This window comes from Pseudomonas sp. GW460-12-10-14-TSB1 (assembly GCF_017349775.1).
Lineage (GTDB): Bacteria > Pseudomonadota > Gammaproteobacteria > Pseudomonadales > Pseudomonadaceae > Aquipseudomonas > Aquipseudomonas piscium.
This window is the reverse complement of record NZ_JACNAC010000019.1, coordinates 42,810-65,760: the sequence shown is the minus strand read 5'-3', so window position 1 is coordinate 65,760 and position 22,951 is coordinate 42,810. Positions and strand designations below refer to the sequence as shown.

Below are 22,951 nucleotides of genomic sequence, written 5' to 3'. Positions count from 1 at the left end.
AATTAGCGGGGTATGATAGCGGCCGATCCGAACCACTGAAAATTTATCCAGCGTTTCTTGCGCCCGAAGAACCATGATCAGCAACGAACTCAAAACCACGATCCAGGGCGCCTACTCGCGTTTTCTCGAAGCCAAGAGCCTGAAACCGCGTTACGGCCAGCGCCTGATGATCGCCGAAGTGGCCAAGGTCCTGGGCGATGTCGACACCGATGACGAAGGCCGGCGTTCCGGCGACCCGGCCGTGGTGGCCGTGGAAGCCGGCACCGGTACCGGCAAGACCGTGGCCTACAGCCTGGCCGCGATCCCGACCGCCAAGGCCGCCGGCAAGCGCCTGGTGATCGCCACCGCCACCGTCGCCCTGCAGGAGCAGATCGTCTACAAGGACCTGCCCGACCTGATGCGCAACAGCGGGTTGAATTTCACCTTCTCCCTGGCCAAGGGTCGTGGCCGCTACATGTGCCTGTCCAAGCTCGACATGCTGCTGCAGGAAGGCCACGCGCAAACCGCCACCGCCCAGCTGTTCGAAGAAGAAGGCTTCAAGATCGAGGTCGACGAGGCCAGCCAGAAGCTGTTCACCAGCATGATCGAGAAGCTCGCCGGCAATAAATGGGACGGTGACCGCGACAGCTGGCCCACCGCCCTGGAAGACGCCGACTGGGCGCGCCTGACCACCGATCACAGCCAGTGCACCAACCGCCATTGCCCGAACTTCGGCCAGTGCGCCTTCTACAAGGCCCGCGAAGGCATGGGCAAGGTCGACGTGATCGTCACCAACCACGACATGGTCCTGGCCGACCTGGCCCTGGGCGGTGGCGCGGTGTTGCCGGACCCGCGTGACACCCTCTATGTGTTCGACGAAGGCCACCACCTGCCGGACAAGGCCATCGGCCACTTCGCCCACTACACCCGTCTGCGTTCCACCGCTGACTGGCTGGAACAGACCGCCAAGAACCTCACCAAGCTGCTGGCCCAGCACCCGCTGCCGGGCGACCTGGGCAAGTTGATCGAACAGGTGCCGGAGCTGGCGCGGGAGATCAAGACCCAGCAGCAGTTCATGTTCACCGCCTGCGAACAGCTGGCCGACTTCAAGACCGGCGAAGACATGGAAGGCCGCGAGCGGCCGCGCCATCGTTTCGTCGGCGGGTTGATCCCCGACCATATGCGGGAAATGGGCATCGAGCTGAAGAAAGGTTTTTCGCGCCTGACCGACCTGTTCACCCGCCTGACCGACCTGCTCAAGGAAGGCATGGACGGCGAGGTCAACATCGGCATCGCCAGCAACCAGGCCGAAGAGTGGTACCCGCTGTTCGGCAGCCTGTTGTCCCGGGCCTCGGGCAACTGGGAACTGTGGACCGCCTTCACCACCGAAGACCCGGAAGACAACCCGCCGATGGCGCGCTGGCTGACCCTGGCGGAAAGCGGCTCGCTGTTCGACATCGAGGTCAACGCCAGCCCGATCCTTGCCGCGGAGATGCTCCGTCGAAACCTGTGGAACGTGGCCTATGGCGCGCTCGTGACCTCCGCCACCCTGACTGCCCTGGGCACTTTCGATCGCTTCCGCATGCGTGCCGGGCTGCCGAAAAAGGCCGTGACGGCGGTGGTGCCCAGCCCCTTCCATCACGCCGACGCCGGGGTGCTGCGCGTCCCCGACCTGCACGCCGACCCACGGGATGCGCCAGCCCACACCGCGGCAATCATCCGTGACCTGCCGGAACTGGTGGAAGGCTCGCGGGGCACCCTCGTGCTGTTCTCGTCGCGCAAGCAGATGCAGGACGTGTTCGACGGCCTCGACCGCGACTGGCGCAAGCAGGTGTTCATTCAAGGCAACCTGTCGAAACAGGAAACCCTGAACAAGCACAAGGCGCGGGTCGACGGCGGCGATTCCAGCGTGCTGTTCGGCCTGGCCAGCTTCGCCGAGGGCGTGGATTTGCCTGGTGCCTACTGCGAGCACGTGGTGATCGCCAAGATCCCGTTCTCGGTGCCGGACGATCCGGTGGAGGCCGCGCTGGCCGAGTGGATCGAAGCCAGGGGCGGCAACCCGTTCATGGAAATCTCGGTGCCGGACGCCTCGCTCAAGCTGGTCCAGGCCTGCGGTCGCCTGCTGCGTACCGAACAGGACCGCGGCACCATCACCCTACTGGACCGGCGCCTGGTCACCCAGCGTTATGGCAAGGCTATCCTCAATGCGTTGCCGCCGTTCCGTCGGGAAATTTCCTGAGCACGGCCGGCCTGTGGGCCGGTCGTGTTGTCTATTGCATGTCACTGATTGCACACAGGCCGTTCATCGGCCGTTAAGGAGCACCAGGTCCCTATGATTCGCCGTTCGTTACCCGCTGTCCTTGCTCTGTTGTTCGCTACGCCGCTGCTTGCCGCGCCCACAGGGCAACAGACGCTGTTCAACTTTGTCCGGCCTGCCGACGTGGTGCAGGTAGCGACACAGGATGCCAGCCTGCCGCAAGCCAACGCGGAGCAGACAGCCGAGGGCGAAGTGCTGCGCCGGGTGACGTTCAATCCGGCGATTCAGCCAAGCCTGCGCCTGACTCCGCAGACCGGCGCCTGGGACTGGTCGCAGTCCGGGGTCATGAGCCTGCGGATCCAGAGCGCGATGAACTGGGCCCTGACCCTGTACGTGAAGATCCAGAGCAATGACGGCAAGACCCTGGTCAGCCGTATCGACCTGCCGGCTGGTCCGGCACAGACCCTGCTGGTGCCGCTGGTTGCCAGTTCGCCGCTGAGCCAGGGCATGAAGGCCGGTCCGCCGATGCCGATGACCTTCGAGGGCCAGCGCGTGCTGTTGGCCAACAGCCAAGGCGAGCTGGACCGCAGCCAGGTGGTGTCGGTGACCTTGTCCATGGATCAGCCGAAAGCCGCCCAGAGCATCCTGCTCGAGCGTTTTGGCGTGCAGGACGGCGAGGCGGTGGTCAAGGCGGCCTACGGTGGCCTGGTGGATACCTATGGCCAGTCGACCCGGGCCAAGTGGCCGGAAAAGATCGCCAGCGACGAGCAGCTCAAGGCCGCCGCGACCAAGGAACAGCTGCAACTGAAAACCTGGCTGGCCGAACGCGAGCGCACCTCGTTGGACACCTTCGGTGGCTGGAGCAACGGGCCGGCCTTCAAGGCCAGTGGTTTCTTCCGTACCGAGAAGCGCGATGGCCGCTGGTATCTGGTGACGCCCCAGGGGCATCCGTTCTATTCCCTGGGGGTCAATGCGGTCGCGGCGGAGAATAGCCAGACCTATGTCGCTGGCCGTGAATGGATGTTCGCCACACTGCCCAACGTCGGCGAGCCGCTGGCCGGTTATTACGGCGAAGGCGACAACCGCGGCGGTAACGGCGCCGATCAGGGTCGCGCCTACAACGTCGGTCGTTGGTACGACTTCTATGGCGCCAACCTGCAGCGCACCTACGGCGTACCTTGCACCCCAGGCAGCGAAACCCAGGCCGGTGTGGCGGATGCCGCCAAGGCCGACGCCCAGGAGGCCCAGGCCGGGCAGGGTAGCGAGCCGCCAGCCGCACCAGCTTGTCCGGCCGCGGCCCTGGAGCAGAAGCGCTGGGCCAGCCACACCCTGGATCGCCTGCAAGCCTGGGGTTTCAACACCATCGGCAACTGGAGCGCGCCGGCGCTGGGCCTGAACGACCGCGTGCCCTACACCTTGCCGCTGTCGATCGTCGGCGACTATGCAAGCATCAGCACCGGCACCGACTGGTGGGGCGGCATGCCCGATCCGTTCGATCCACGTTTCGCCATGGCCACCGAGCGCGCCGTGGCCATTGCCGCCCGCGATCACCGCGACGATCCATGGCTGATTGGTTACTTCGCCGACAACGAACTGGCCTGGGCCGGTCCCGGCGATGACCCCAAGTCGCGTTATGCCCTGGCCTACGGCACGTTGCGCATGACCACCGACGTGCCGGCCAAACGCGCGTTCCTCAAGCAACTGCGGGACAAGTACCGCAACCAGGAGGGCCTGTCGAAGGCCTGGGGCATCAACCTGACCGCCTGGGAGCTGATGGAAGACCCGGGGTTCGAGCCGCCTTTGCCTAGCCCGGAGCATCCGGAGATCGAAGCCGACTTCAAATATTTCCAGAAGGTCTTTGCCGACACTTACTTCAAGACCATTTCCGATTCGTTGAAGTGGCATGCGCCGAATCACTTGCTGCTGGGCGGGCGCTTCGCCATCAGCACCCCGGAGGCCGTGGCGTCCTGCGCCCAGTATTGCGATGTGTTGAGCTTCAACATGTACACCCTCAAGCCGCAGGACGGTTACGACTTTGCTCGGTTGAACACGCTGGACAAGCCGGTACTGATCACCGAGTTCAACTTCGGCTCCAGGGATCGCGGCCCGTTCTGGGGCGGCGTGACCGAGCTGGCGCGGGAGGAGGATCGCGGTCCGGCCTATGCCCAGTTCCTCAAGCAGGCGCTGAGCGAGCCGTCGATTGTTGGCGTGCACTGGTTCCAGTACCTCGATCAACCGGTCACCGGTCGTCTGCTGGACGGTGAGAACGGCCATTTCGGCCTGGTGGGCATCACCGATGTGCCGTTCCAGGGGTTTGTCGACAGCGTGCGCAAGAGCAACCTGCAGGCGCTTGAGCAGTTGGGCAAGGAAGCCGCGAAGGCCAAGGCAGAGGCCGACAAGGCTGCTGCTCATGCCGCCGACGGTGGCAAGCCAGGTCATGATGGCAAGGGCGCGGGGCAGAGCGGCAGCCATGCAGGCGGTCATTCGGGTAATGGCCATTAATCGCTGAACCAGGCCTTTAGCGTGCCGCGGGCCGGTCCGCCTCTACTCACTCGTAGGGGCTGGCCGGCCCGCGGTGCATTCAACGCCCGTCTATTTCTGAATAATTCTTCCGGCGGATCGCCGCCGGGCTCGCTTCTGTTCCCAAAACCCTCAAGGGCTGGAACAATGCGCACCACTTTGTAGAGCATGGTCCGGGGGAGTTACGGGTGCAGATTCAGGGTCATTACGAGCTTAAGTTCGAAGCGGTGCGCGAAGCCTTCGCGGCACTCTTCGAGGATCCCCAGGAGCGCGGTGCGGCGTTGTGCATTCAGATCGGCGGGGAAACCGTGCTCGACCTCTGGGCCGGCACCGCCGACAAGGATGGCAGCGAGGCCTGGCACAGCGATACCATCGCCAACCTGTTTTCCTGCACCAAGACCTTCACCGCGGTCACCGCCCTGCAACTGGTGGCCGAAGGCAAGTTGCAGCTGGACGCGCCGGTCGCCCGGTACTGGCCTGAGTTCGCCGCGGCCGGCAAGGAAGCGATCACCCTGCGTCAGTTGCTCTGCCATCAGGCCGGGCTACCGGCGTTGCGTGAGTTGCTAGCGCCGGAAGCGCTCTACGACTGGCAAACCATGGTCGATGCCCTCGCGGCGCAAGCCCCTTGGTGGACGCCGGGCGAAGGCCACGGTTACGCGGCCATCACCTATGGCTGGCTGGTGGGTGAGCTGCTGCGTCGGGCTGACGGGCGCGGTCCCGGCGAGTCCATCGTGGCTCGGGTCGCCAGGCCGCTGGGGCTGGACTTCTACGTTGGCCTGCCCGACGAGGAGTTTTACCGGGTGGCGCATATCGCCCGGGGCAAGGGCAATGTCGGCGACGCGGCCGCGCAGCGCCTGCTGCAAGTGACCATGCGCGAACCCACGGCCATGACCACCCGGGCGTTCACCAACCCGCCGTCGATCATGACCAGCACCAACAAGCCGGAATGGCGGCGCATGCAACAGCCAGCGGCCAATGGCCATGGCAATGCCCGCAGCCTGGCCGGCTTCTACAGCGGCCTGCTCGATGGCAGCCTGCTGGAAGCGGACATGCTCGAAGAGTTGACCCGCGAACACAGCGTCGGCATGGACAAGACCCTGTTGACCCAGACCCGTTTCGGCCTGGGTTGCATGCTTGACCAGCCGCAGGTGGCCAACGCGACCTTCGGTCTCGGCCCTCGGGCCTTTGGTCATCCGGGAGCGGGTGGCTCCATCGGTTTTGCCGATCCTGAGTACGATGTGGCCTTCGGTTTTGTCACTAATACCCTGGGGCCGTACGTGTTGATGGATCCAAGAGCGCAGAAGTTGGTGAGGGTTCTGTCGGATTGTCTGTAAAAAAGTTGCCGTCAGGATTTTTTTTGCCTAAACATGAGTAAAGGCATCAGAAAGGAACCCTGTGGCTTTTATACTTTCAAAGCGTCTGTTTGTACGGTTCGTAGAGACCGTAATTTTTGATCTCATTTTGTGGATATCCCATGTCGTCGAACAAGTCTTTAGCCTTGGCTCTTTGCCTCACTGTTACCGGTTGTGCACAAACTCCACAAAATGACGCAGAAGGTGGGCACTGGTGGTCCTTCGGTTCCGATAAGGCCGCCAGCAAGGAAGCGGTGCAACCGGCAGCAAAAGCAGCTGCCAACGAGGTTTCCGCGGCCAAGTCCGCCGCCACATCCACCGCCAAGTCCGCGACCGCTCCTGCCGCGGCCAAGGTCGAAACCGCAGCCGCTTCCGCCGCTGCTCCGGCCGCCAAGGCCGAGACCACCAACTGGTGGTGGCCGTTCCCTTCCAAGGACACCAGCAAAGACGCAGTCAAAGAGCCGGTAGCCGACGCCAAGGCGGATGCCGCGACCGCGGCGCCGAAGGTCGCCAAGACCGAGACTGGCAACTGGTGGTGGCCTTTCAATCAGCAGCCCACGTCTCCGACCAAGGCAGATGTCAAAGACATCCCGATGCCGGATCCAAAAGTCACCCAGGCCTGGCTGGACGACTATGAGCCGCGCCTGCGTGAAGCCATCAAGGACAGCCGCCTGCAACTGGAGCGTCGCGAGAACACCCTGGTGGTGACCGCTCCGGTCGACGGTTCGTTCAACCCGGATCGCCCGGCCATGTTGCTGCCGGTCACCCTGAGCCCGTTCACCCGCGTGGCCAAGGCCGTGGGGACCGACGCCAAGACTTCCGTGCTGGTACTGGGCCATGCCGACACCACCGGTGCCGCGGCGGCCAACCAGAAGCTGAGCCGTGACCGTGCGCAGTCCGTCGCCGCGATTTTCAGCCTCACCGGCCTCAAGCGCGATCGCCTGATGCTGCGCGGCATGGGTTCGGTCATGCCTCGCGCCGCCAACGACAGCGTCGAAGGTCGCGCGCTGAACCGTCGCGTGGAAATCATCGTCACCCAGCGCAGTACCATGCTGGCCCTGCTGAGCAAGTACAACCAGCCGACCCCGTCCGAGGCTGAACTGGTTGCCGTGCAGGATGTGAAACCAGTCGTTCCTGCTGCCTCCTCGAAGAAAGCCGTTGCCGCGAAAAAAGCCGCTCCAGCGAAAAAAGCCCCAGCCAAGAAGCCTGTAGCGAAGAAAGAAGCCGCCAAGAAAACCACCACTGCCAAGGCACCAGCCAAGGCAGCGACCGAACAGGCGAAGAACTGATTCATCAGGCATCGGGCAAAAGGAACCAGCAATGACCCAGGGACTGGCGGACATGCGCCGCGACTACATCCGTGACGGACTGACCGAAGCCCAGGCTCCGGTCGAGCCCTTCACGCTGTTTCACCGGTGGTTCGCGGAGGCGGTGAAAACCGAGCAGCCGCCGGTCGAGGCCAATGCCATGACCCTGGCCACCGTTGACGAAGAGGGGCGCCCCCATTGCCGCATCCTGCTGCTCAAGGGGCTGGATGCGCAGGGGTTCACCTTCTTCACCAACTACGACAGTGCCAAGGGGCAGCAACTGGCCGCACGGCCTTTTGCCGCCATGACCTTCTTCTGGCCGGCCCTGGAGCGTCAGGTGCGTATCGAGGGGCGGGTGGTCAAGGTCACCGCCGAGGAGTCCGATGCCTACTTCCAGGTCCGCCCGCTGGGCAGCCGCCTGGGTGCCTGGGCATCGCCGCAGAGCCAGGTGATCGCCGATCGCCAGGAGCTGGAAGCCTTGCTCAAGAACACCGAAGAGCGCTTCAGCGATGCCCAGCCCCATTGCCCCGAGCACTGGGGTGGTTATCGCCTGTTACCGGAGCGCATCGAGTTCTGGCAAGGACGCGCGAGCCGTTTGCACGATCGCTTGAACTACCGCCTGCAAGGGGCCGACTGGGTGCGTGAGCGCCTGGCCCCCTGAACCCGAATCAGCTCATTCGCCGGGATAACCGGCCGCGGCGGCTTCAAGCCACTGTGGCAGGTCCCGGCGTTTTACTTTCTGGCGATGGGCATTCGCCAGCTGTTGCAGCATGAAGGATTTTTTCTTCTCGTCCCCGCCGGCCAGCGACAGCGCCAGGTCTCGGTCCATCCAGCGCTTGATCCGTACATACAGCCACCAATGGAAGTACAGGCCGGCAAGGGTGGTCACGACAATGATGAAGTAATCCATGGAAAATCCTTTGGCCGGTGGCGCAACTCGGGAAATAAGCGCTACCGTGTGAAGAGTTTTTATATGCATGCAGTCTGTACTGCTGCTGAATGGAACCAATTTTATCCGGGCGATGCCGTGACAGGCGTCAAGCTGCGGAGTTTAATGATTATCTGTCCTTTGGAGTTGATCCTATGCGTAAGTCTGTTTTGCTGGTTGCTTCCTTTTCCACGATGGCCATGTTGCTCACCGGTTGCCAATCCAATCTGTCCGGTGACTCTTACTCCCGTGACGAGGCGCGTCGCGTACAGACCGTTCGCATGGGCACCATCGAATCCCTGCGTCCGGTGAAAATCGAAGGCACCAAGACCCCGATTGGCGGCCTCGCCGGTGCAGCGGTCGGTGGTGTTGGCGGCAGCGCCATCGGCGGCGGCAAAGGCAGCATCGTGGCAGCGGTCATCGGTGCGGTGGCTGGCGGCCTGATCGGTTCCGCCACAGAGGAAGGCCTGACCCGTACCCAGGGCGTGGAAATCACCGTGCGTGAAGACGACGGCAGCATGCGTGCCTATGTGCAACAAGTTGAACAAAACGAAGTGTTCCGCGTTGGCGAGCGTGTGCGCATCATGAGTGTCAACGGCACCAGCCGTGTTGCCCACTAAGGGTTAACCGCGACAAAACAAAACCCCGGCCAGGCAGCATAAGTCCGCGATGTTATGATCCGGTCTTTCGTTGTCTAGCCGGGGTTTACTTTGCCTGTAGCATTCTCGTACATCCGCTTTAGCAGTGCGGAGCAAGCTCATGGCGATAGCCTGACGCGACAACAAGAGTATGTTGCCAAGTGGCTGCTGGCTCACCCTGAATACGTTCTGAGCGGCGCGAGCTTCCAAGATTTGGGGATCAGCGGTTACTCCGGTAAGCACCTTGAGAATGGCTTCGGCAAGCTTTTAGCTGCTGTCGAGAACGGTGTCATCAAGTCTACAGACGTTGTGCTGATTGAAGCCATCGACAGGGCAGGGAGGCTTGAGCCATCAGTAATGCTCCACCTGCTCACTGGGATTGTTAATGCAGGTGTGAAATTGATCACGCTGGACGATGGAGTCACGTACAGCAACGATCCTAATAATTCGAACAACCTCTTTCTTCTTGTTGCCAAGGTACAGCAGGCACACCAGTACAGTGACGCATTGAGTCGAAGAATCAAGGATGCCTATACCCGGAAAAGGGAGAAGGCTGCTGCTGGTAATGGAGTCAAACGCCACACTCCCATCTGGCTCACTTCTGATGGTGAGCTGGTCGAAGGTCTTGCTTCCATCATTGTTCAAGTGTTTGAGGACTACGCAGATGGTCTTGGCGAGCGTCGGATTCTTTCCCGCATTCGCAGCAAGCATCCGTTAGTTGAAGCCACAAACCCTACCACTTTGAAGCGTTGGTTGCGAAATCCAACAGCTATAGGGCGGTGGAATGACATCGAAGACGTTTACCCCCCGGTAGTCAGCAAAGAACTCTGGTACAGGGTCCAAAAGCGTCTAACAGAAGGATACAGGCCAAGGTCTGCTCCTTCGAAGTATCTGTTGTCTGGCTTGGTCCGGTGCGGGCGCTGTGGCACCAATTACTGTGTTGTGGACACAAAGCGTTCTCCTGCGGTGATGCTCTGCTATCGACGCCATCGAAAGGGTGCTGACGGTTGTGCCAACGGGCGTTCTATTCCGATGCACGTCCTAGACTTTGTTCGCAGTCGGACTATGTACGGAGCTATGCAGCGTGCAGCCGCTAGCCAAAACCTCACGTCAGGCGAGAAGCGCCTGATTGAAATCGAAGGAGAGTTGGCGGAGTTGCAACGTCAGTCTTCCAACCTTGCTGACTCACTTGCAGAGTTCGGGATGCTGGTGCCAATCCGTTCCAAGCTGGAGCAGGTGACGACATCAATACAGAAGTTGGAACAGGAGCGAGCGTTGCTCAAAGTTGCACCGGCTCCGGTGACCTTGGGTGACATGATCGACCTTCAACATACACTGCTAGACGACGACCAAATGAGGTTGAACGCGCTGCTTCAAAGTGTGGGATACGTCATCGTCTGTGACGGTACTACGATCACTGTGGATGAGCCGCACCTTCAAACCGAGGGAGAGCGTCAGGTGTACGAGTACAGGGGCTCGCATCGTGCTACAGAGACGTACAGGTTGATTGAAAACAACCACACCGAGCATCACCTAGATATGCCCAACTCCAAGCGCGTGGAGGTGATGATTGAGCAGGATCGGAAAGACGAAGCAGAGTTCGAACAGCTCGTTACTGATGGCAAGGTTTCACCAATCGTCTACCAATACGATGAGGGCACCGATAAGTTTATCCTGATGCCCCGTTAGTTCGTGTAACGTTCGAAAGGCACGAAAAACCTTCGAATACAGGCAATTAACCTCGGTAAAACGTGCATCATATTTGCCACTACCTAGACACCCACTGCCGTTACACTCAATGTTTACGGGGTGAAATGGCTGTCTGAACCAATAGAAACTAAGCAGGCGCCTTTCCCTCCCACGGAAAACTGGTTTTGTACAAACTGGATTTAAAGACGGCCAAAGCTTCGTAAGTGCAATACGCCTACATCATTCTGTTGTCACGCACAACAACTAATTCTTGACGCAGGATGTATTCGATAGTAGAATCCGCACCTCAACCAAACATGCCGAATACATCCCGCACCCATACAGTGCCAGATGATCGGCAAAGTGTTGTCTGCGATTTACTAACCCTAACCGGCAATACCCGAGGTAACGCCTATCGCAATGAACTAATAGAGGAGAACACCCCATGTCGCACGCATTCGCTTTAAATTTGATCCCCACCGTTGAAGACGTTGCACCGAAGAACCCAAAGGGTGCTGGTCGCAAGCCTGTGTCTACAGTCAATCCAATTGCACATATCGCTAGCGAACTGTTATTCGCCAATCCTGCGTGGCTGTCTGGCATCATCTTTGGTAGTTGCCTAACTGCCGCTGGACAATCACAGAATGTTTGTAACGTTTCCATGCAAGATGTGCGAAACACTTTGCTGCTCAAGGACTTTACAGTACTTGCGGTAAGGGCTACTGGAGTGGCGAAGCGACAGGCAGAGCGCATTATCAAAGCTGCTCGACACGCTGCTCATGGAATCCATTGTTATCTACTGCAACGACCTAAACTGCTACGTCGCTATGAGGATAACTATGACTGTAAACTTGAATCAAAGCTTGCCTACTCCCATGTAGCTCTCGTGCCCTACAAGCCATTACAAGAGGTGCCAGAACACATTACAGCTCTGCGTCTGGCTGGCGACTACCTCGCCTATGGCGAAGCCCTGAGGGCATTCCGCATGAGACATTAATTAATGTCGGAAAGAGAAAGGGACTATTGCCAACAGGCGCACTGTCCAGTACTAGAAGCCGTGACCAGAGCATTCATTCTGGTCATACTTGATCAGATTTTAATTAACGTCGGAAGATAAAAGAACTATTACCCCAGACAGTAACGTCTGAGTGGGATAACCTGCTTCATAGGCAATAGTCGTATCGTCCCGATTCTGGATAAGCACTCCAATTAATAAAATGAAATCAACACACATCCAAGCTCTTTGCTCTTGATCTGCTCACCGAAGGTGACGTGCAATACCTACCAGCATTCGCTGGAGGGGACTCCTGAATACGGACGTATTAGTTTCTGCACCAATAAAGAAGAGCAAGATCAAAGTCACAAGCGAAGAGCTGGGTTTGTGTGAATTTTATTAATTACTGGTGTACATCTGGAAGAGCATCGGCGCTCACGCCGTAGCTGAGTACAGATGAAAACTGACGTTTTCGGTGCGAATACTTCAAACGAAGTTTGAGAGAACAATCTCTTGGCTATTCGTCAAGGACAAGCCCAACGGACTCAGTGATAGACCTGAATTTGGCAGTCGCAAAGGTCCTCTTGGGAAGATTATCGATTTTCAACACCACTGACTTTGTGCTCAAAAATTCATGCTTTAGGATTGACTGGTCTTGGTTTGTCGCTGGTGCAAGTTCCTTGTAGTATTCGTCCGTGCACATGCCGGTAAAGCTCAGGCTTTTACCATTAACTTTCCCCTGAGCCTTAAAACTCGACTCTCCTTCAGGACAAGCACCTTCCCCGCTGATTAGATACGCTAAGCGCATATCCTGCCCGTAGGGAATAACTCGAATGTAGTCGTGATCACTTTCCTTGCTAATCACAGTCGCTTTCTTTGACCATCCTAGGGACCAGTATTTCGAGCTCAAGTCTTCACCGGCATATGCTATTGACGATAGGCATACGAGGGATAAGGCTAGCTTGGGCAACATCGTGTTCATACGTTCTCCTCAGGCGATTATTAACGAAGCCAGCCAATTGCTGTCATTGCTGTCTTACCACTTGGCAACTGAATTAACGCAGACTTACCGCTACTATCTGGCTCAATAAAACTAACCTTAGTCGGGGAAGAGAAAGCCCTACACTTTCCCGAAGCGATTAAACGTGAAGCCGTATCCTCGTCCTGATCTAGCGAAGCCTCAACCAACTCTCTCCAGTCTCCAGCTTTGTAGCAAGCCATCGAGCCTCCTATCAGGGTTCGTTTTGGATAGGTGTCAGCCATTGCCATGGACGTGACTAGAGGGAGTAGGCATAGCAAACGACTAGCGATATTCATGGAGTGTCCTTGTTCGGTCGGTGAATGGCGTGTTTGCCAATTGCAACATTTTATCCCAAATTCAGATATCTGAAAACCAGATATAGGTTGGAAGGCCGCACACCGCAGCCAGTCAGCCATGTCCAAGACCATCTATCGACGCGAACACGATGTACTCCTGTCACTACTCAAGAAGCACAGGAAGGAAGCAGGCTTGACTCAGGTCGAGTGTTCAAAGGCACTGGAGCGCCCGCAATCCTTCATGAGTGACGTTGAAACAGGATCGAGGCGCTTAGACATTGTGCAGCTTCGTGACTTGTGTGAAGTCCTTGGGATTGGTCTTGCCGAGTTGGTCGTAGAGTTCGAAAAGTCATTGTCGGGGGGAGAGAAAGAGCGACAGCCCCCGCCAGCTTGAACTCTTGCGGAACGAGCAACCTGAGCTAGCGTTGATGGTGTCGCCGACATGGCGATTGGCTATTAAGGAGCGAGTATGCCAACGAGATATCGTGATGCGGTAACCGGGGAATACGTGACTGCCGAAGAAGCAAAGCGCAGACCACGGGAAACCGTAAAGGAAATCGACAAACCGAAGAAGCCACCTAATGGCGGTAAGAAGAAGTAGCTCTAAAGCGAGAAGGCCATTGCTTTCTCGCTGCTTCCTGTCTCTCAGAAACAAATGAACAGTCTAACGCTAGGCAGCGATCCTAATGATTTGCTGATTGTGCATAACGTAGGAACAGGGCAGGAGACACAACTAGCTCTCAAGGCTGATGGCAATGCCGAAATCAAATCTCAATTCACTGTAAAGGTGATTGGCAAGGATATTGAATTTAATGCTTCCAACTCCATCACCCTCAATACACAACAGATGAACATCAATGTTCCTCAAACCAACTGGACAGGCAACTACACAATGACTGGACAAGCCACATTCAACGGTGTGTTGTTCGATACACACTTCCACTCTGGTGTTACTCCGGGTACAGGTAACAGCGGCCCTGTAGCTGGGTGAAATCCGGTGGTGTTTAGTCACCGGATTCTGTCACGTATCATTCTTCATGCAGGGGGCGGGTGTATTGCTTATACACGCCTTCATCTGTCCTAATAGCTCTTGCGATGTATTCAGCGTTCCCAATTTGAGCTACATATTCGATTCTGCGAAGTTTCAACTCTTCAGCAGCTTCAATCAGCGTAGCTTTGATGTCGTTTTTGATTTTCCGATATGTATCATCATTGGGGTTTGCATTCTCATATTCGAGAGTCCAAACAGTATCAACATCATGGGTTTTGTTCCAACCCTTGCCTTTCAAGAATGCATAGAAAGCATTCCGTTCGTCCTCTGACTTTTTCAAGTCCAAGGACAGCAGCACTCTAATCATTTACAGCTTCCTTTCACCGTGCATCGTTAACCGCAAATTGCGGTGTGACCCTTATGTGGGGGCTGTATGATGGCTTTTCAATGGCAAGTGATGATTAATTCGTTGACATATCATGTGGTAGAGTCGTGTTCTGTTGGTTCACATTCAGTCGGAGAGGGAAATCATGACGTGCATTCTTGTTGCTCACCTAGGCAGTGAAGTGGTGATTGCTGTTGATAAGCGTGTGACCTGCCGCGCAGCTGATGGGACACGCATCGTCCTAGGAGACAGTGAAGAGAAGATTGTAAGAACAGCGGTAGGGATCGTGACCGGCTGTGGTGCTCTCCCAATGCTGGAGCCTGTGAAGAATGTCCTTAGTACAGAGGGCTTCGCCACAACTGATGAAGTGCTTGAGCTGATCCAGCAGACACGCAATGCCTATGCAGAGGCTAACTCCTGCAACCCCCGTCTAGCAGCTGACTTAGCAGAAACTGCATGGCTCTTCACCTACCCGGCGATGGCTAACGGACAAGCCGTGACAAGGGCTGTCTTCTTCCACCAGTCAGTTAGCACTGAGAATTTCGTTGTTGTAGAGGAGGGCAGGGTGATGTGTTTTCCCGGTGGATTCAGCCGTGAACAGGCTCAAGAGGTGCAGGCTCAGCTACAGGAAGTTGTCACATCCTCGCTCAGCACCAATCCTTACGAACAGGCTAAGCAGGCAATCATCAAGCATATACTGCACCTGATGAGTGAGGTGGCAGAGACAAGTGTCTCAGTATCAAGAGTCTGTGATGTTGCAGTGATCAACGGCAGAGACGTTCAATTCAAGCATAGTGTGACAAGTAGTGATTGTGTAAGGGATTGGCTCTGAAGGTGAACTGTGTTGGTGGTATCTCACAAACTGTACTGGTGTGATTTCACGCAACTGTATCTTTACGGGTTTTTCATACTCACGGTATAATACTGTAAGAGCTTCTGCTTTTCACAATACTGGAGTACGGAGTACGGAGTATTGAGTGTTACCCAGCAGAAGAAAACATACAAACAACAACTACTAAGATAATGAAATCTCCTAGAATAGATACTCTCTGAACGGACGTTCAGAAGGGATTACCCTATGACCTCCGGTCTATCTCTGCACTGTATGAAGCAAGAGCAGGATGTTCTAGAGTTTTTGTATATATTGTTTGTTGTTCTTGGGTATATCCTGTTGAACTACGTTCAAGGTGTTATCCCTCTGTGTCGGTACGACACAATATTACCCTCTGTAATCCATCATCGTGCAATCAATACCTTCTGAGGTGTTGAACGTCATCAAGATTGTCACCACTCTAATATCTGTCACCATTCTTGTTGGTGACAATTATGTACTGATTGGTATATTGTGGTTGAGAAGGATGAACAGGCAGAAGTGTTGAGAGCACTGGTGATGTGACACATAATCGTGTTTACGCACTGTTGGTGTTTTCTAAGCAAAATGAGTTTGCTCACGCAAGATAATTTTCCAAAAGGTGTGAAAAGTTAGATGATATCAATCAAAATCCACATCTAAGCAGCATAGTCAACTACAAATCTCACAGGCAGCAGAAGATTTCACTAATAGTAGTGATTCTCATGTGTTGGCTTTGTAGTGTTTCGCTGAAAGGCTTCAATTTCCTCAGTGCACACCTTTGACAGTATTCCTTGACAGATACTCTATTGACAGTGCGAGCAATCTTGTGTAGGTGAGCGGGCGGCACATTACACATACCGTGTTTTGACATTCTCTCAACGTCCGTTGTGTGGTTGTTACACACATACGTATGAGATACAATGTGCATGAACACAGAGTGCTTTGAGGGTGATGTGATGGATGTTGTTGCTTACTACCGTGTATCGACCAAAGGGCAGGGTGAATCAGGCTTAGGCATTGAAGCCCAACGCACCTATGTACAGATGGCAGCTAAGCAACAAGGCTGGAACGTAGTAGCTGAGTACACAGACACCGTATCCGGCTCCATAGCCCCTGTAGAGCGCCCTGAGTGCCGTAAAGCTCTGAGTCATGGCCTACCCATTGTCGCTGCCAAGATCGACCGTATAAGCCGCTCTGTGCTGCACATTGCACAGTTGATGGAGAAGGTAGATTTCAAGATTGCCACAATGCCTATGGCTGACAGGTTCCAGCTCCATCTGTATGCAGCACTGGCAGAGCAAGAACGCCAGTTCATCAGCCAACGTACCAAGGACGCCCTAGGGGCACTGCAAGAGCGTGCTGATGGTGGTTGTGTTGCGAGTCAAGCAAAGGTGAATCGTCGTTCTGACAACCTTGTGTTGGCCCGTAAGGCTAAGCAGGCCAAGGCTGCACAGAATGCTAACAGTCCGAAAGTGCAGGGCCATCAGGCCAAGCTTGCACCATACGTCATGGCAGCTCTCTACAAGGGCGTGTCAACGCTTCAAGCTCTCGCTGATGTACTGAATGCTCAAGCCCTGTTCACCTCACGTGGTGGTGAGTGGAGTCCTACAACTGTACGTCGCCTGATGATGGCCCTTGATGTGACGTTCAAGAAGGCTTGAGGGTGCACACCCCATAGTGGCCTCTATTACTTTATATTTACGAACCGTTCTCGTTTTGGCGGTTGTGTGTGGCTTATCACCTCTCACAAAAAACCCGTTATTATATTTCTGAGGCCAAAGAAAAGCCCCCAATGAAGGGGGCTGTTATTTCAGGCGGCGGGATTTGAAATCACACCAAAATTGTTTATGTCGCTCTGGCGGCTAAAGTGGCTGAGCGGACAACGACAAACCACCTTTAGTAAGAATATTCCTAAACCTTTTCAGGCATTCATCCTCAGAAAGATTTTGAGCAGAAATACTCAGAACATCATTTTCAAGAGTTACTATGGCCTCTTCAAATTCGCTCCTTGCATCTTCTAAGCAGGCACTAAGCCTAATCTCTTTCTCTTCCTCGGAAAAGTGCATGTTCTGAAATGGGGCTAGTTTGAACTTGTAATCCTGCATGAGCTTGTCCCTGTGTGGTCGAAGCATTACCTTATCCGTTCTGGTCATTAGAATCAACGCATGACCCACCATCCTGAAGTTGCCCCCGTCCTGTCGAGCAGGGTAGGGGTTTAACACAGAGAATGTCACATAAACTACACATATAGAGTTGCTCTGTATATCGTGTAATGGCAGAATGCCTTTTTCTTGAACAGGGATGTGATATGGCACTCAAGACCTAAAGGTCTACTTCGCAGACGAACAGGCTGGATACAACTTATCTAAAGGTAGTCACCTGAAAGTGCGATTCTTGATGAGAAGTGCGGGCGACTGCTTCCTGCCATTTAGTGGTCGAGAGGCAACCGTAGTTCGATAGTCATTTTTTGCACCTTTAGAAAGCCCGTTTACTGCGGGCTCGTCATAAGCATATGTGGTGAAGTTAATGATCAAAGGCAAAAAGCTGTTTGACCCTAAGCTAACGCTGTCCGAGAATGTCAGGAATACTGGTGCCCGCTGGAACCCTCTGAGGAAAGTTGATACTCTCGGTCAGTTCGACTTTCCAACTGCGGTGGTAATGCTTGACTCGTTGGAGTCTCACCACGTGAAAGGCGTTTCTTTGGCTGACTTAGAGTCCGAAGAAAAGTTTGATTTAGCGACTTATACACGTCTTGCAAAGTGCCTGCCCTTGGCGGCTCATGAATACACGCATTTTGTAGATTGCACTTCTACGCTCTGGGGTCTAAGGCATCTTAGCATGCTCCATCGTGCGTACACATGTGCTACAACTGATGAAAACAAATTTCATGTGATGCGTACCTGTTACAATCATCTTAAGCGAATCAAGCTTCCCGATTATTACACGACCGTCAGTGATCAGCTTGACACTGCTCGTCCGTGGCAATGGCGTGCAACTTCTGGTCGGGAGTTTCGCCATGACGGCAGGCCCAGTGAACGTCCTATCTTTTTTATTCGCTTCTTGAACAAAGATGGGAAGTCGATTGTTCGCTCTCCGATTTCTACAGTTTCTTTACTTGAAACTTGTGCAATGGCTGCGGAGCTGGAAGCCCATTCTTCCCTGTTGAAAAGAATTGAAGGTGATGGCGAACGTATCGTCCAAACAAAAATCTTTGAAAATGAAAGCTTTGAATACATCTATAATCCTGAGCTAACCGAGTATTCTGTTTGTGTTCATCTGGTGGCAAACTGCTTTGACGCGAAAGAGGCTATGCAGGCATTTTGGGGGTCGGCGATAATTGCGAGAGTAGTATTAAATTCTAGCAAAGACGTCTATAGGCTGGTTTTAAAGAACATTAAAATTCTCTTGGATGGTGTTGGATTGCGTCACGCCCAGCCTGAGGCTAAAGCTATTCGTCGCGGGCTGGAGAATTATGATCCCGGTGTTCTCTTTTACGTTTTTTGCGTGAGTATGGGTAGAGGTTCTTTGGATTCGACAAGTGACTTCGCCATGTCGCTCTTGGCAACCATGCTAAAATATGGGGTTCATTATGTGCGAGATTATGAAAAGACGATGCTTCAAGAGGCGAACAACATACTGGCAGAGGTCAGTGCAAGCTCGGTAGTTACGCTTGCTACACTTGTCGAGGCCGGATATGAGAATCTAAACTCCATGATTGGAAAGTATGGCATGATAAATCTGCACAAGATGAATTTGCCTCCTGTCTTGCTTGGTGATAACTCTGAGTATAAATTCCACGACGTAGATGGGAATAAGCTAAAGGACTTAGATGTTGAATGGTCCTTCCTTGAGATGTTGGATGGACAATCTAAGATGCAAACCTTTGGAGATGCATGCATCTAATGGCCGGATATGCAGGGGTGTTGTCAATGCACCCCTTTTAAAGACTTTGTATCTTCTTGTGATATAGCTGCGGCTGGCAATATTGGAGACTTTGCTATGGGAGATTTCACCAAGCGGTTAACAGAGCGAAGGATGCATACTGAGATCGTGCAAGGTCACTGCTTGATTTGTGGTAGCTACGGCAGGCTCAGTTGGGATCATGTGCCGCCACAAGGCAGCATCACAATCTCGAAGGTTGAGCAAGTCCATTTGACTGAGGTTATGGGCGTTGACGCGGTGCCGGTTAAAGGTGTGAAGTCGCCAAATGGCAGCAAATTCAAGACTATTTGCAAGGCTTGCAATAGCAATCACCTCGGTGCAAATGATCAAGAAGTGGCGAGGGTTTACAAGGAGCTAACAAAGCTCATAACTCATCACTTCACCTATGCCAATAGTCACCTCAACTACGTTACCGTTCCATTTGATGCTATTCGATTCTGCCGGGCAATGATAGGGCACGTATTGTCAGCTACTTCAGTAAACGAGTGTATTAGAGAGCCAGTAGAAACGCCGTACTTCACTCCGCTGCAGAGGTTTGTGCTGGGTGATGATTCTGCTATAAATGAAACTCACGATTTGTATTGCTGGTTTTATCCTCATCGCCATCATCTGAGCGCCAAGATGTTTGCGTGCTGGAATCATGGAAATTTATGCACGATCAGTGTGCTTTCGTTTTTCCCGCTGGCATTTTCGATTACCGAAAAGGGTAAAGGAATTTACCCATCAGGAGCCACTAAAGTTGAACTCACTGACGACAGGCTTTATGTGAATTTGTCGTCTGGACACTTCCCATATTCAGGCTTCCCATTCACTGGTTTGTCAGGTGATCAGATGATGTTGATGTCTAGCGCCCAAGCGATTGTTAGCTACCCAATCAAGGATTGATCGCTTGTGTGGTATGGGAAGTTGGTCGATAATGCTCCTACTATCAGTGACTATGGATTTTTCACATGGCCCGGACAAATTACACAGACGACCAGAAGAAAGCTTTTGTGAAAGCGTGGATGGCTTCCCGTATGCCTAAGAGCCGTTGGCACAAAGAGCAGGTTGCTGCTGGCAACATTGAAGGGCACTACAACGCTTTTGACCAGTGGGTGAAGAAGTGGCAAGGAGAGCTGTTCGATGCAGTGCCTGCACAGCCATCCACAGCCCCAGCAGGAGGGCATCACGTGGCAAGGACAATCCGTAGCAGTTCGCCTAACGCACTGAGCAATGTTGGTAGGAATAGCTCTCTGTTGGCTGAGTTCCAACAGACATTGCTGCCAGAGGATGTGCAGGCCAAGTATATTGCCTTCCTTGAATCCAAGGTGAGCGCCCTCACCGCTGAGCTTGAAGACGCACGGCTAGAGAATGCCAACCTGCACGCCTACATTGGTGGGCTTGAGGCTAAAGCTGAACAGGAAGGCCAGCAAGAGAACGAATAAGCCTGTAGAAAGCAGCATCCCACAGCCCGCCTAGAGCGGGCTTTTCTTTGTGTGGACTTTTCTTTGTGTTGGTTATATGCGTGATAAGTGTGTTGATCTAGAGTGAATGTGTGTGTATTGTTCGCCATGTCAACACACATATATGGGGTTACACGATGGAAGAGAAAGAACAACAGAAGCTGAACAAAGCGCATGTAGATATGGTAGACATGATGCGTATCTCTGGTCACTACAATGAAAAGTGGGTTGTAATGAACATTGATGGTGGTACATCGTTTGTTGGTGCTCGCTACGTTAGCCAACAGCTAGAGTATGTGCCCGGCGACCTAGTTGGAGCCATCCTCTGTGATAGTGAAGAGTCTGCAAAAGCTCTGGCCGCTGCATTCAAGAATGAGGGTAAGTGGACCGCCAGTAGCTACGTCATGCCGTGGGATGATGCATCAATGATTGTGGCCCCAATCGGCTAACCGATCCTGTAAACCCAAGCCCGCCTTGAGCGGGCTTTTCTTTTCTGTCAGTTCTTGAATCCCGGTAGACCATTCGCACGGCAATAGTTACTGACAGTTCGCGTCACGCCATCTGCTGAATCGTCCTCGCCAGCTTCTGGATGGAACAGGAGGTCACTTCCTGCTGGATGGGGAACAATCTTGTTGAAGTGATCAACAAGCTCACCTCGCTCTTCCTCAGTTCGTGCATCTTCAATCGCTTGGATCAGGGCCTTGAATTCCTGTTCGGTGTAGTAAGCCAAGTGGCTCTTCAATTCCATTACTCAACTCCCCTGTGTATGTCGATATGGCGTCTCGGTGTGACGACGTTGATATTGTCCGTATCGTACACCGCACCACCATCCTTGATCAGCTCGACGTGGTGCAGCTCAAATGAGATTCGCTTTCCTGCATGCCCAGCCCTTGGTGTGACTGGTGCCAAACCGTTCAGCATGCCTTTCAGGTTGCGTTCGTTGAACTGCTGACTCAACTCCGGGTCTTTGGCTACCAGCTCCCAAAAGGCTTCTCGGAATGAGTCGAAGTCAGTGAATTCTTGCCCGCGTAACTGATCTGCGATCTGTGAGGGGACTGGTACGCCAAGCCCTGTCCCAGCTCCGGCTAACCAGATGCCTGTCACGTCCTGCCCTCGCCCTGTAACAGTGCCGGGCTTCTTGCGGACATTCATCACGATGTATAGCGGCTGGACTCCAGAACCAATCGGGAAGACCAGAATGAAGTCTTTGTACTCAGGCGGGTAGAGCGGGTTGACGATGATGTTATCCGCCTGTTCGGTGGGCGGATAAATCCAGATTTGTGGAGCCTGTGGTGCAGCTTCTAGCGGGGGAATTCCTGACGTGCTGGATGGGTCAACGGCTGGCGTCCAGATCAGGGTGACGCCGTCTCCGAAGTCGGCCACCTGCTGAGAGTCCTGAAGCTCGAATTGGACAACAGGGATCATTTCCCAGTCGGTACGCTTCTCGGTGTTGTATCCATAACCCTTCAATGTGCCGTCAGCCTGCTGTTCTACGTGCAACCGGACACGTGTGCGGCCCTCCTTGAGCGCCTTGAGCTGTTCGGGTGTGTACAGACTGCTATCGCCCAAGCTCGATGGCCAGAGCAGTGCAACCATGCCCGCCAATGCACCAGCAACAACACTAGCAGTAATAACCGTGGTGCCAGCACCTGTTGCAGCAGTACCAGTGCTGATCCCAACGCCGGCCCCTGTAGCAGCTCCAGCAGTAGCAGCCGTTCCAGCAGTACATAGACCACCACAGGACGCTCCGGCAGAGGCAAGAGTCCTTCCGCCAAGCGCAAGTGTCCCCAGTGATACCGGTATGTTTCCGCTGATCTTCCCGAGTGTGATGTTCCCCGAAGCATCGGTTTCACGGCCACCCAGCAAGGCGAATTCGCCATAGTCTTTGATGGCATCGGTGGGAATGGCAGAGCTTGCGTAGTTGATGACCCCATCAGGGAGCTTGCAAGGCTTGGTAAAGGTGCATCCGACAGCATTGGGTTTGTCTTCTGCCTTTGGCGGCAGATCTGGATATTCCGCCCAGCGTTGGGAGCCGATATCGACGGGTTCTACACCCTTGTTGCGATAGCCCTTCGGGGCGTTAGGTACATAGCCACTCATCCGTGTCCGATTCCGCATTGTCCATAAAAAAGCCCCCGTCATGGGGGCGAATAGTTTGCAGTTGGCTTCGGGACGCTACCGTAGATGACAGCGAGCAGTCTGTAGGAAAAATCTGAAAAATTGTGAATGGCCTGACCAGCCAGCGTTAAGTTATCCAAATTATGCAGATGCTGTCAGGTGGCGAGCTGCCAAAAAAGAGGGAGCTTCCAGCCCCCTCTCTAATTTCCAGTGATGCTTAGCTGGTGTGGCAGCTTAAA

Annotated in this window: 22 protein-coding genes; 16 read left to right on the top strand and 6 right to left on the bottom strand. The window is 54.5% G+C overall.

The annotated features are described in order from the left end of the window. The first annotated feature begins 73 nt into the window (after nt 1-73). The 5 genes from dinG (at nt 74) to pdxH (ending at nt 8,076) form a co-directional block, all read left to right on the top strand. On the top strand, nt 74-2,218 hold the full coding sequence (dinG, locus tag J4D52_RS13935; RefSeq protein WP_025806728.1) for an ATP-dependent DNA helicase DinG: 2,145 nt from the start codon (nt 74-76) through the stop codon (nt 2,216-2,218). A 93-nt stretch (nt 2,219-2,311) separates the two neighbouring features. Next, the gene (locus tag J4D52_RS13930; protein WP_102676778.1) at nt 2,312-4,738 is read left to right on the top strand and encodes a beta-galactosidase; all 2,427 of its coding nucleotides are present in this window, start codon (nt 2,312-2,314) and stop codon (nt 4,736-4,738) included. 206 nt (nt 4,739-4,944) lie between these two features. After that, a complete protein-coding gene (locus J4D52_RS13925; RefSeq protein ID WP_102676777.1) occupies nt 4,945-6,090 on the top strand; it encodes a serine hydrolase domain-containing protein in 1,146 nt (381 codons plus the stop codon). 140 nt (nt 6,091-6,230) lie between these two features. Beyond that, a complete protein-coding gene (locus J4D52_RS13920) occupies nt 6,231-7,397 on the top strand; it encodes an OmpA family protein (protein ID WP_102676776.1) in 1,167 nt (388 codons plus the stop codon). Nucleotides 7,398-7,428: 31 nt separating this feature from the next. Beyond that, a complete protein-coding gene (pdxH, locus tag J4D52_RS13915; protein ID WP_025806732.1) occupies nt 7,429-8,076 on the top strand; it encodes a pyridoxamine 5'-phosphate oxidase in 648 nt (215 codons plus the stop codon). A gap of 12 nt (nt 8,077-8,088) precedes the next feature. Here pdxH and J4D52_RS13910 read toward each other — a convergent pair whose 3' ends face one another. Then, nucleotides 8,089-8,325 (bottom strand): hypothetical protein, encoded by a 237-nt coding sequence (locus tag J4D52_RS13910; protein ID WP_009042475.1) that lies wholly within the window; start codon nt 8,323-8,325, stop codon nt 8,089-8,091. Between the two features lie 173 nt (nt 8,326-8,498). On the opposite strand from J4D52_RS13910, the gene J4D52_RS13905 reads away from it, so the two are divergent. From J4D52_RS13905 to J4D52_RS13895, 3 genes are all read left to right on the top strand, one after another. Further along, nucleotides 8,499-8,963 (top strand): glycine zipper 2TM domain-containing protein, encoded by a 465-nt coding sequence (locus J4D52_RS13905; protein ID WP_007923357.1) that lies wholly within the window; start codon nt 8,499-8,501, stop codon nt 8,961-8,963. Nucleotides 8,964-9,053: 90 nt separating this feature from the next. After that, nucleotides 9,054-10,670: a recombinase family protein gene (locus J4D52_RS13900; RefSeq protein ID WP_102676775.1), complete on the top strand. Its 1,617-nt coding sequence runs from the start codon at nt 9,054-9,056 to the stop codon at nt 10,668-10,670. Between the two features lie 445 nt (nt 10,671-11,115). Further along, complete coding sequence (locus J4D52_RS13895; protein ID WP_146017997.1) at nt 11,116-11,667, top strand: hypothetical protein; 552 nt, start codon at nt 11,116-11,118, stop codon at nt 11,665-11,667. Nucleotides 11,668-12,181: 514 nt separating this feature from the next. Here J4D52_RS13895 and J4D52_RS13890 read toward each other — a convergent pair. After that, on the bottom strand, nt 12,182-12,646 hold the full coding sequence (locus tag J4D52_RS13890; RefSeq protein WP_102676774.1) for a hypothetical protein: 465 nt from the start codon (nt 12,644-12,646) through the stop codon (nt 12,182-12,184). Between the two features lie 453 nt (nt 12,647-13,099). On the opposite strand from J4D52_RS13890, the gene J4D52_RS13885 reads away from it, so the two are divergent. Continuing rightward, a complete protein-coding gene (locus J4D52_RS13885) occupies nt 13,100-13,375 on the top strand; it encodes a helix-turn-helix domain-containing protein (protein WP_102676772.1) in 276 nt (91 codons plus the stop codon). Between the two features lie 261 nt (nt 13,376-13,636). Next, nucleotides 13,637-13,972, top strand: a complete 336-nt coding sequence (locus J4D52_RS13880; protein WP_146017996.1) for a hypothetical protein — start codon at nt 13,637-13,639, stop codon at nt 13,970-13,972. A gap of 37 nt (nt 13,973-14,009) precedes the next feature. Here the strand turns inward: J4D52_RS13880 and J4D52_RS13875 are convergent, their stop codons facing one another. Then, complete coding sequence (locus tag J4D52_RS13875; RefSeq protein ID WP_102676770.1) at nt 14,010-14,339, bottom strand: hypothetical protein; 330 nt, start codon at nt 14,337-14,339, stop codon at nt 14,010-14,012. 163 nt (nt 14,340-14,502) lie between these two features. On the opposite strand from J4D52_RS13875, the gene J4D52_RS13870 reads away from it, so the two are divergent. Both J4D52_RS13870 and J4D52_RS13865 read left to right on the top strand, forming a co-directional pair. Next, nucleotides 14,503-15,189 (top strand): hypothetical protein, encoded by a 687-nt coding sequence (locus J4D52_RS13870; RefSeq protein ID WP_146017995.1) that lies wholly within the window; start codon nt 14,503-14,505, stop codon nt 15,187-15,189. 977 nt (nt 15,190-16,166) lie between these two features. Further along, on the top strand, nt 16,167-16,871 hold the full coding sequence (locus J4D52_RS13865; protein WP_102676782.1) for a recombinase family protein: 705 nt from the start codon (nt 16,167-16,169) through the stop codon (nt 16,869-16,871). A gap of 201 nt (nt 16,872-17,072) precedes the next feature. Here the strand turns inward: J4D52_RS13865 and J4D52_RS13860 are convergent, their stop codons facing one another. Continuing rightward, complete coding sequence (locus J4D52_RS13860) at nt 17,073-17,315, bottom strand: hypothetical protein (RefSeq protein ID WP_146017994.1); 243 nt, start codon at nt 17,313-17,315, stop codon at nt 17,073-17,075. Nucleotides 17,316-17,736: 421 nt separating this feature from the next. Here J4D52_RS13860 and J4D52_RS13855 point away from each other — a divergent pair, with 421 nt between their 5' ends. The 4 genes from J4D52_RS13855 to J4D52_RS13840 all read left to right on the top strand — a co-directional run bounded on the left by J4D52_RS13855 (nt 17,737) and on the right by J4D52_RS13840 (nt 21,043). Further along, a complete protein-coding gene (locus J4D52_RS13855; protein ID WP_146017993.1) occupies nt 17,737-19,113 on the top strand; it encodes a hypothetical protein in 1,377 nt (458 codons plus the stop codon). A 96-nt stretch (nt 19,114-19,209) separates the two neighbouring features. Continuing rightward, the gene (locus tag J4D52_RS13850; protein ID WP_102676766.1) at nt 19,210-20,037 is read left to right on the top strand and encodes a metal-binding protein; all 828 of its coding nucleotides are present in this window, start codon (nt 19,210-19,212) and stop codon (nt 20,035-20,037) included. A 65-nt stretch (nt 20,038-20,102) separates the two neighbouring features. After that, nucleotides 20,103-20,576, top strand: a complete 474-nt coding sequence (locus J4D52_RS13845) for a hypothetical protein (protein ID WP_102676765.1) — start codon at nt 20,103-20,105, stop codon at nt 20,574-20,576. A 155-nt stretch (nt 20,577-20,731) separates the two neighbouring features. Further along, nucleotides 20,732-21,043, top strand: coding sequence for a hypothetical protein (locus J4D52_RS13840; protein WP_102676764.1), 312 nt, complete (start codon nt 20,732-20,734; stop codon nt 21,041-21,043). Between the two features lie 47 nt (nt 21,044-21,090). Here the strand turns inward: J4D52_RS13840 and J4D52_RS13835 are convergent, their stop codons facing one another. Both J4D52_RS13835 and J4D52_RS13830 read right to left on the bottom strand, forming a co-directional pair. Further along, nucleotides 21,091-21,342, bottom strand: a complete 252-nt coding sequence (locus J4D52_RS13835) for a bacteriocin immunity protein (protein WP_102676763.1) — start codon at nt 21,340-21,342, stop codon at nt 21,091-21,093. Further along, nucleotides 21,342-22,694, bottom strand: a complete 1,353-nt coding sequence (locus tag J4D52_RS13830; RefSeq protein ID WP_102676762.1) for an S-type pyocin domain-containing protein — start codon at nt 22,692-22,694, stop codon at nt 21,342-21,344. The genes J4D52_RS13835 and J4D52_RS13830 overlap by 1 nt, the downstream gene beginning before the upstream one ends. Nucleotides 22,695-22,951 lie beyond the last annotated feature (257 nt).

Coding starts and splice junctions, on each gene's coding strand:
- dinG (WP_025806728.1), top strand. CDS start 74: ATGATCAGCAACGAACTCAAAACCACGATCCAGGGCGCCTACTCGCGT.
- J4D52_RS13930 (WP_102676778.1), top strand. CDS start 2,312: ATGATTCGCCGTTCGTTACCCGCTGTCCTTGCTCTGTTGTTCGCTACG.
- J4D52_RS13920 (WP_102676776.1), top strand. CDS start 6,231: ATGTCGTCGAACAAGTCTTTAGCCTTGGCTCTTTGCCTCACTGTTACC.
- pdxH (WP_025806732.1), top strand. CDS start 7,429: ATGACCCAGGGACTGGCGGACATGCGCCGCGACTACATCCGTGACGGA.
- J4D52_RS13910 (WP_009042475.1), bottom strand. CDS start 8,325: ATGGATTACTTCATCATTGTCGTGACCACCCTTGCCGGCCTGTACTTC.
- J4D52_RS13905 (WP_007923357.1), top strand. CDS start 8,499: ATGCGTAAGTCTGTTTTGCTGGTTGCTTCCTTTTCCACGATGGCCATG.
- J4D52_RS13895 (WP_146017997.1), top strand. CDS start 11,116: ATGTCGCACGCATTCGCTTTAAATTTGATCCCCACCGTTGAAGACGTT.
- J4D52_RS13890 (WP_102676774.1), bottom strand. CDS start 12,646: ATGAACACGATGTTGCCCAAGCTAGCCTTATCCCTCGTATGCCTATCG.
- J4D52_RS13885 (WP_102676772.1), top strand. CDS start 13,100: ATGTCCAAGACCATCTATCGACGCGAACACGATGTACTCCTGTCACTA.
- J4D52_RS13880 (WP_146017996.1), top strand. CDS start 13,637: ATGAACAGTCTAACGCTAGGCAGCGATCCTAATGATTTGCTGATTGTG.
- J4D52_RS13875 (WP_102676770.1), bottom strand. CDS start 14,339: ATGATTAGAGTGCTGCTGTCCTTGGACTTGAAAAAGTCAGAGGACGAA.
- J4D52_RS13870 (WP_146017995.1), top strand. CDS start 14,503: ATGACGTGCATTCTTGTTGCTCACCTAGGCAGTGAAGTGGTGATTGCT.
- J4D52_RS13865 (WP_102676782.1), top strand. CDS start 16,167: ATGGATGTTGTTGCTTACTACCGTGTATCGACCAAAGGGCAGGGTGAA.
- J4D52_RS13860 (WP_146017994.1), bottom strand. CDS start 17,315: ATGCAGGATTACAAGTTCAAACTAGCCCCATTTCAGAACATGCACTTT.
- J4D52_RS13855 (WP_146017993.1), top strand. CDS start 17,737: ATGATCAAAGGCAAAAAGCTGTTTGACCCTAAGCTAACGCTGTCCGAG.
- J4D52_RS13850 (WP_102676766.1), top strand. CDS start 19,210: ATGGGAGATTTCACCAAGCGGTTAACAGAGCGAAGGATGCATACTGAG.
- J4D52_RS13845 (WP_102676765.1), top strand. CDS start 20,103: ATGGCCCGGACAAATTACACAGACGACCAGAAGAAAGCTTTTGTGAAA.
- J4D52_RS13840 (WP_102676764.1), top strand. CDS start 20,732: ATGGAAGAGAAAGAACAACAGAAGCTGAACAAAGCGCATGTAGATATG.
- J4D52_RS13835 (WP_102676763.1), bottom strand. CDS start 21,342: ATGGAATTGAAGAGCCACTTGGCTTACTACACCGAACAGGAATTCAAG.
- J4D52_RS13830 (WP_102676762.1), bottom strand. CDS start 22,694: ATGAGTGGCTATGTACCTAACGCCCCGAAGGGCTATCGCAACAAGGGT.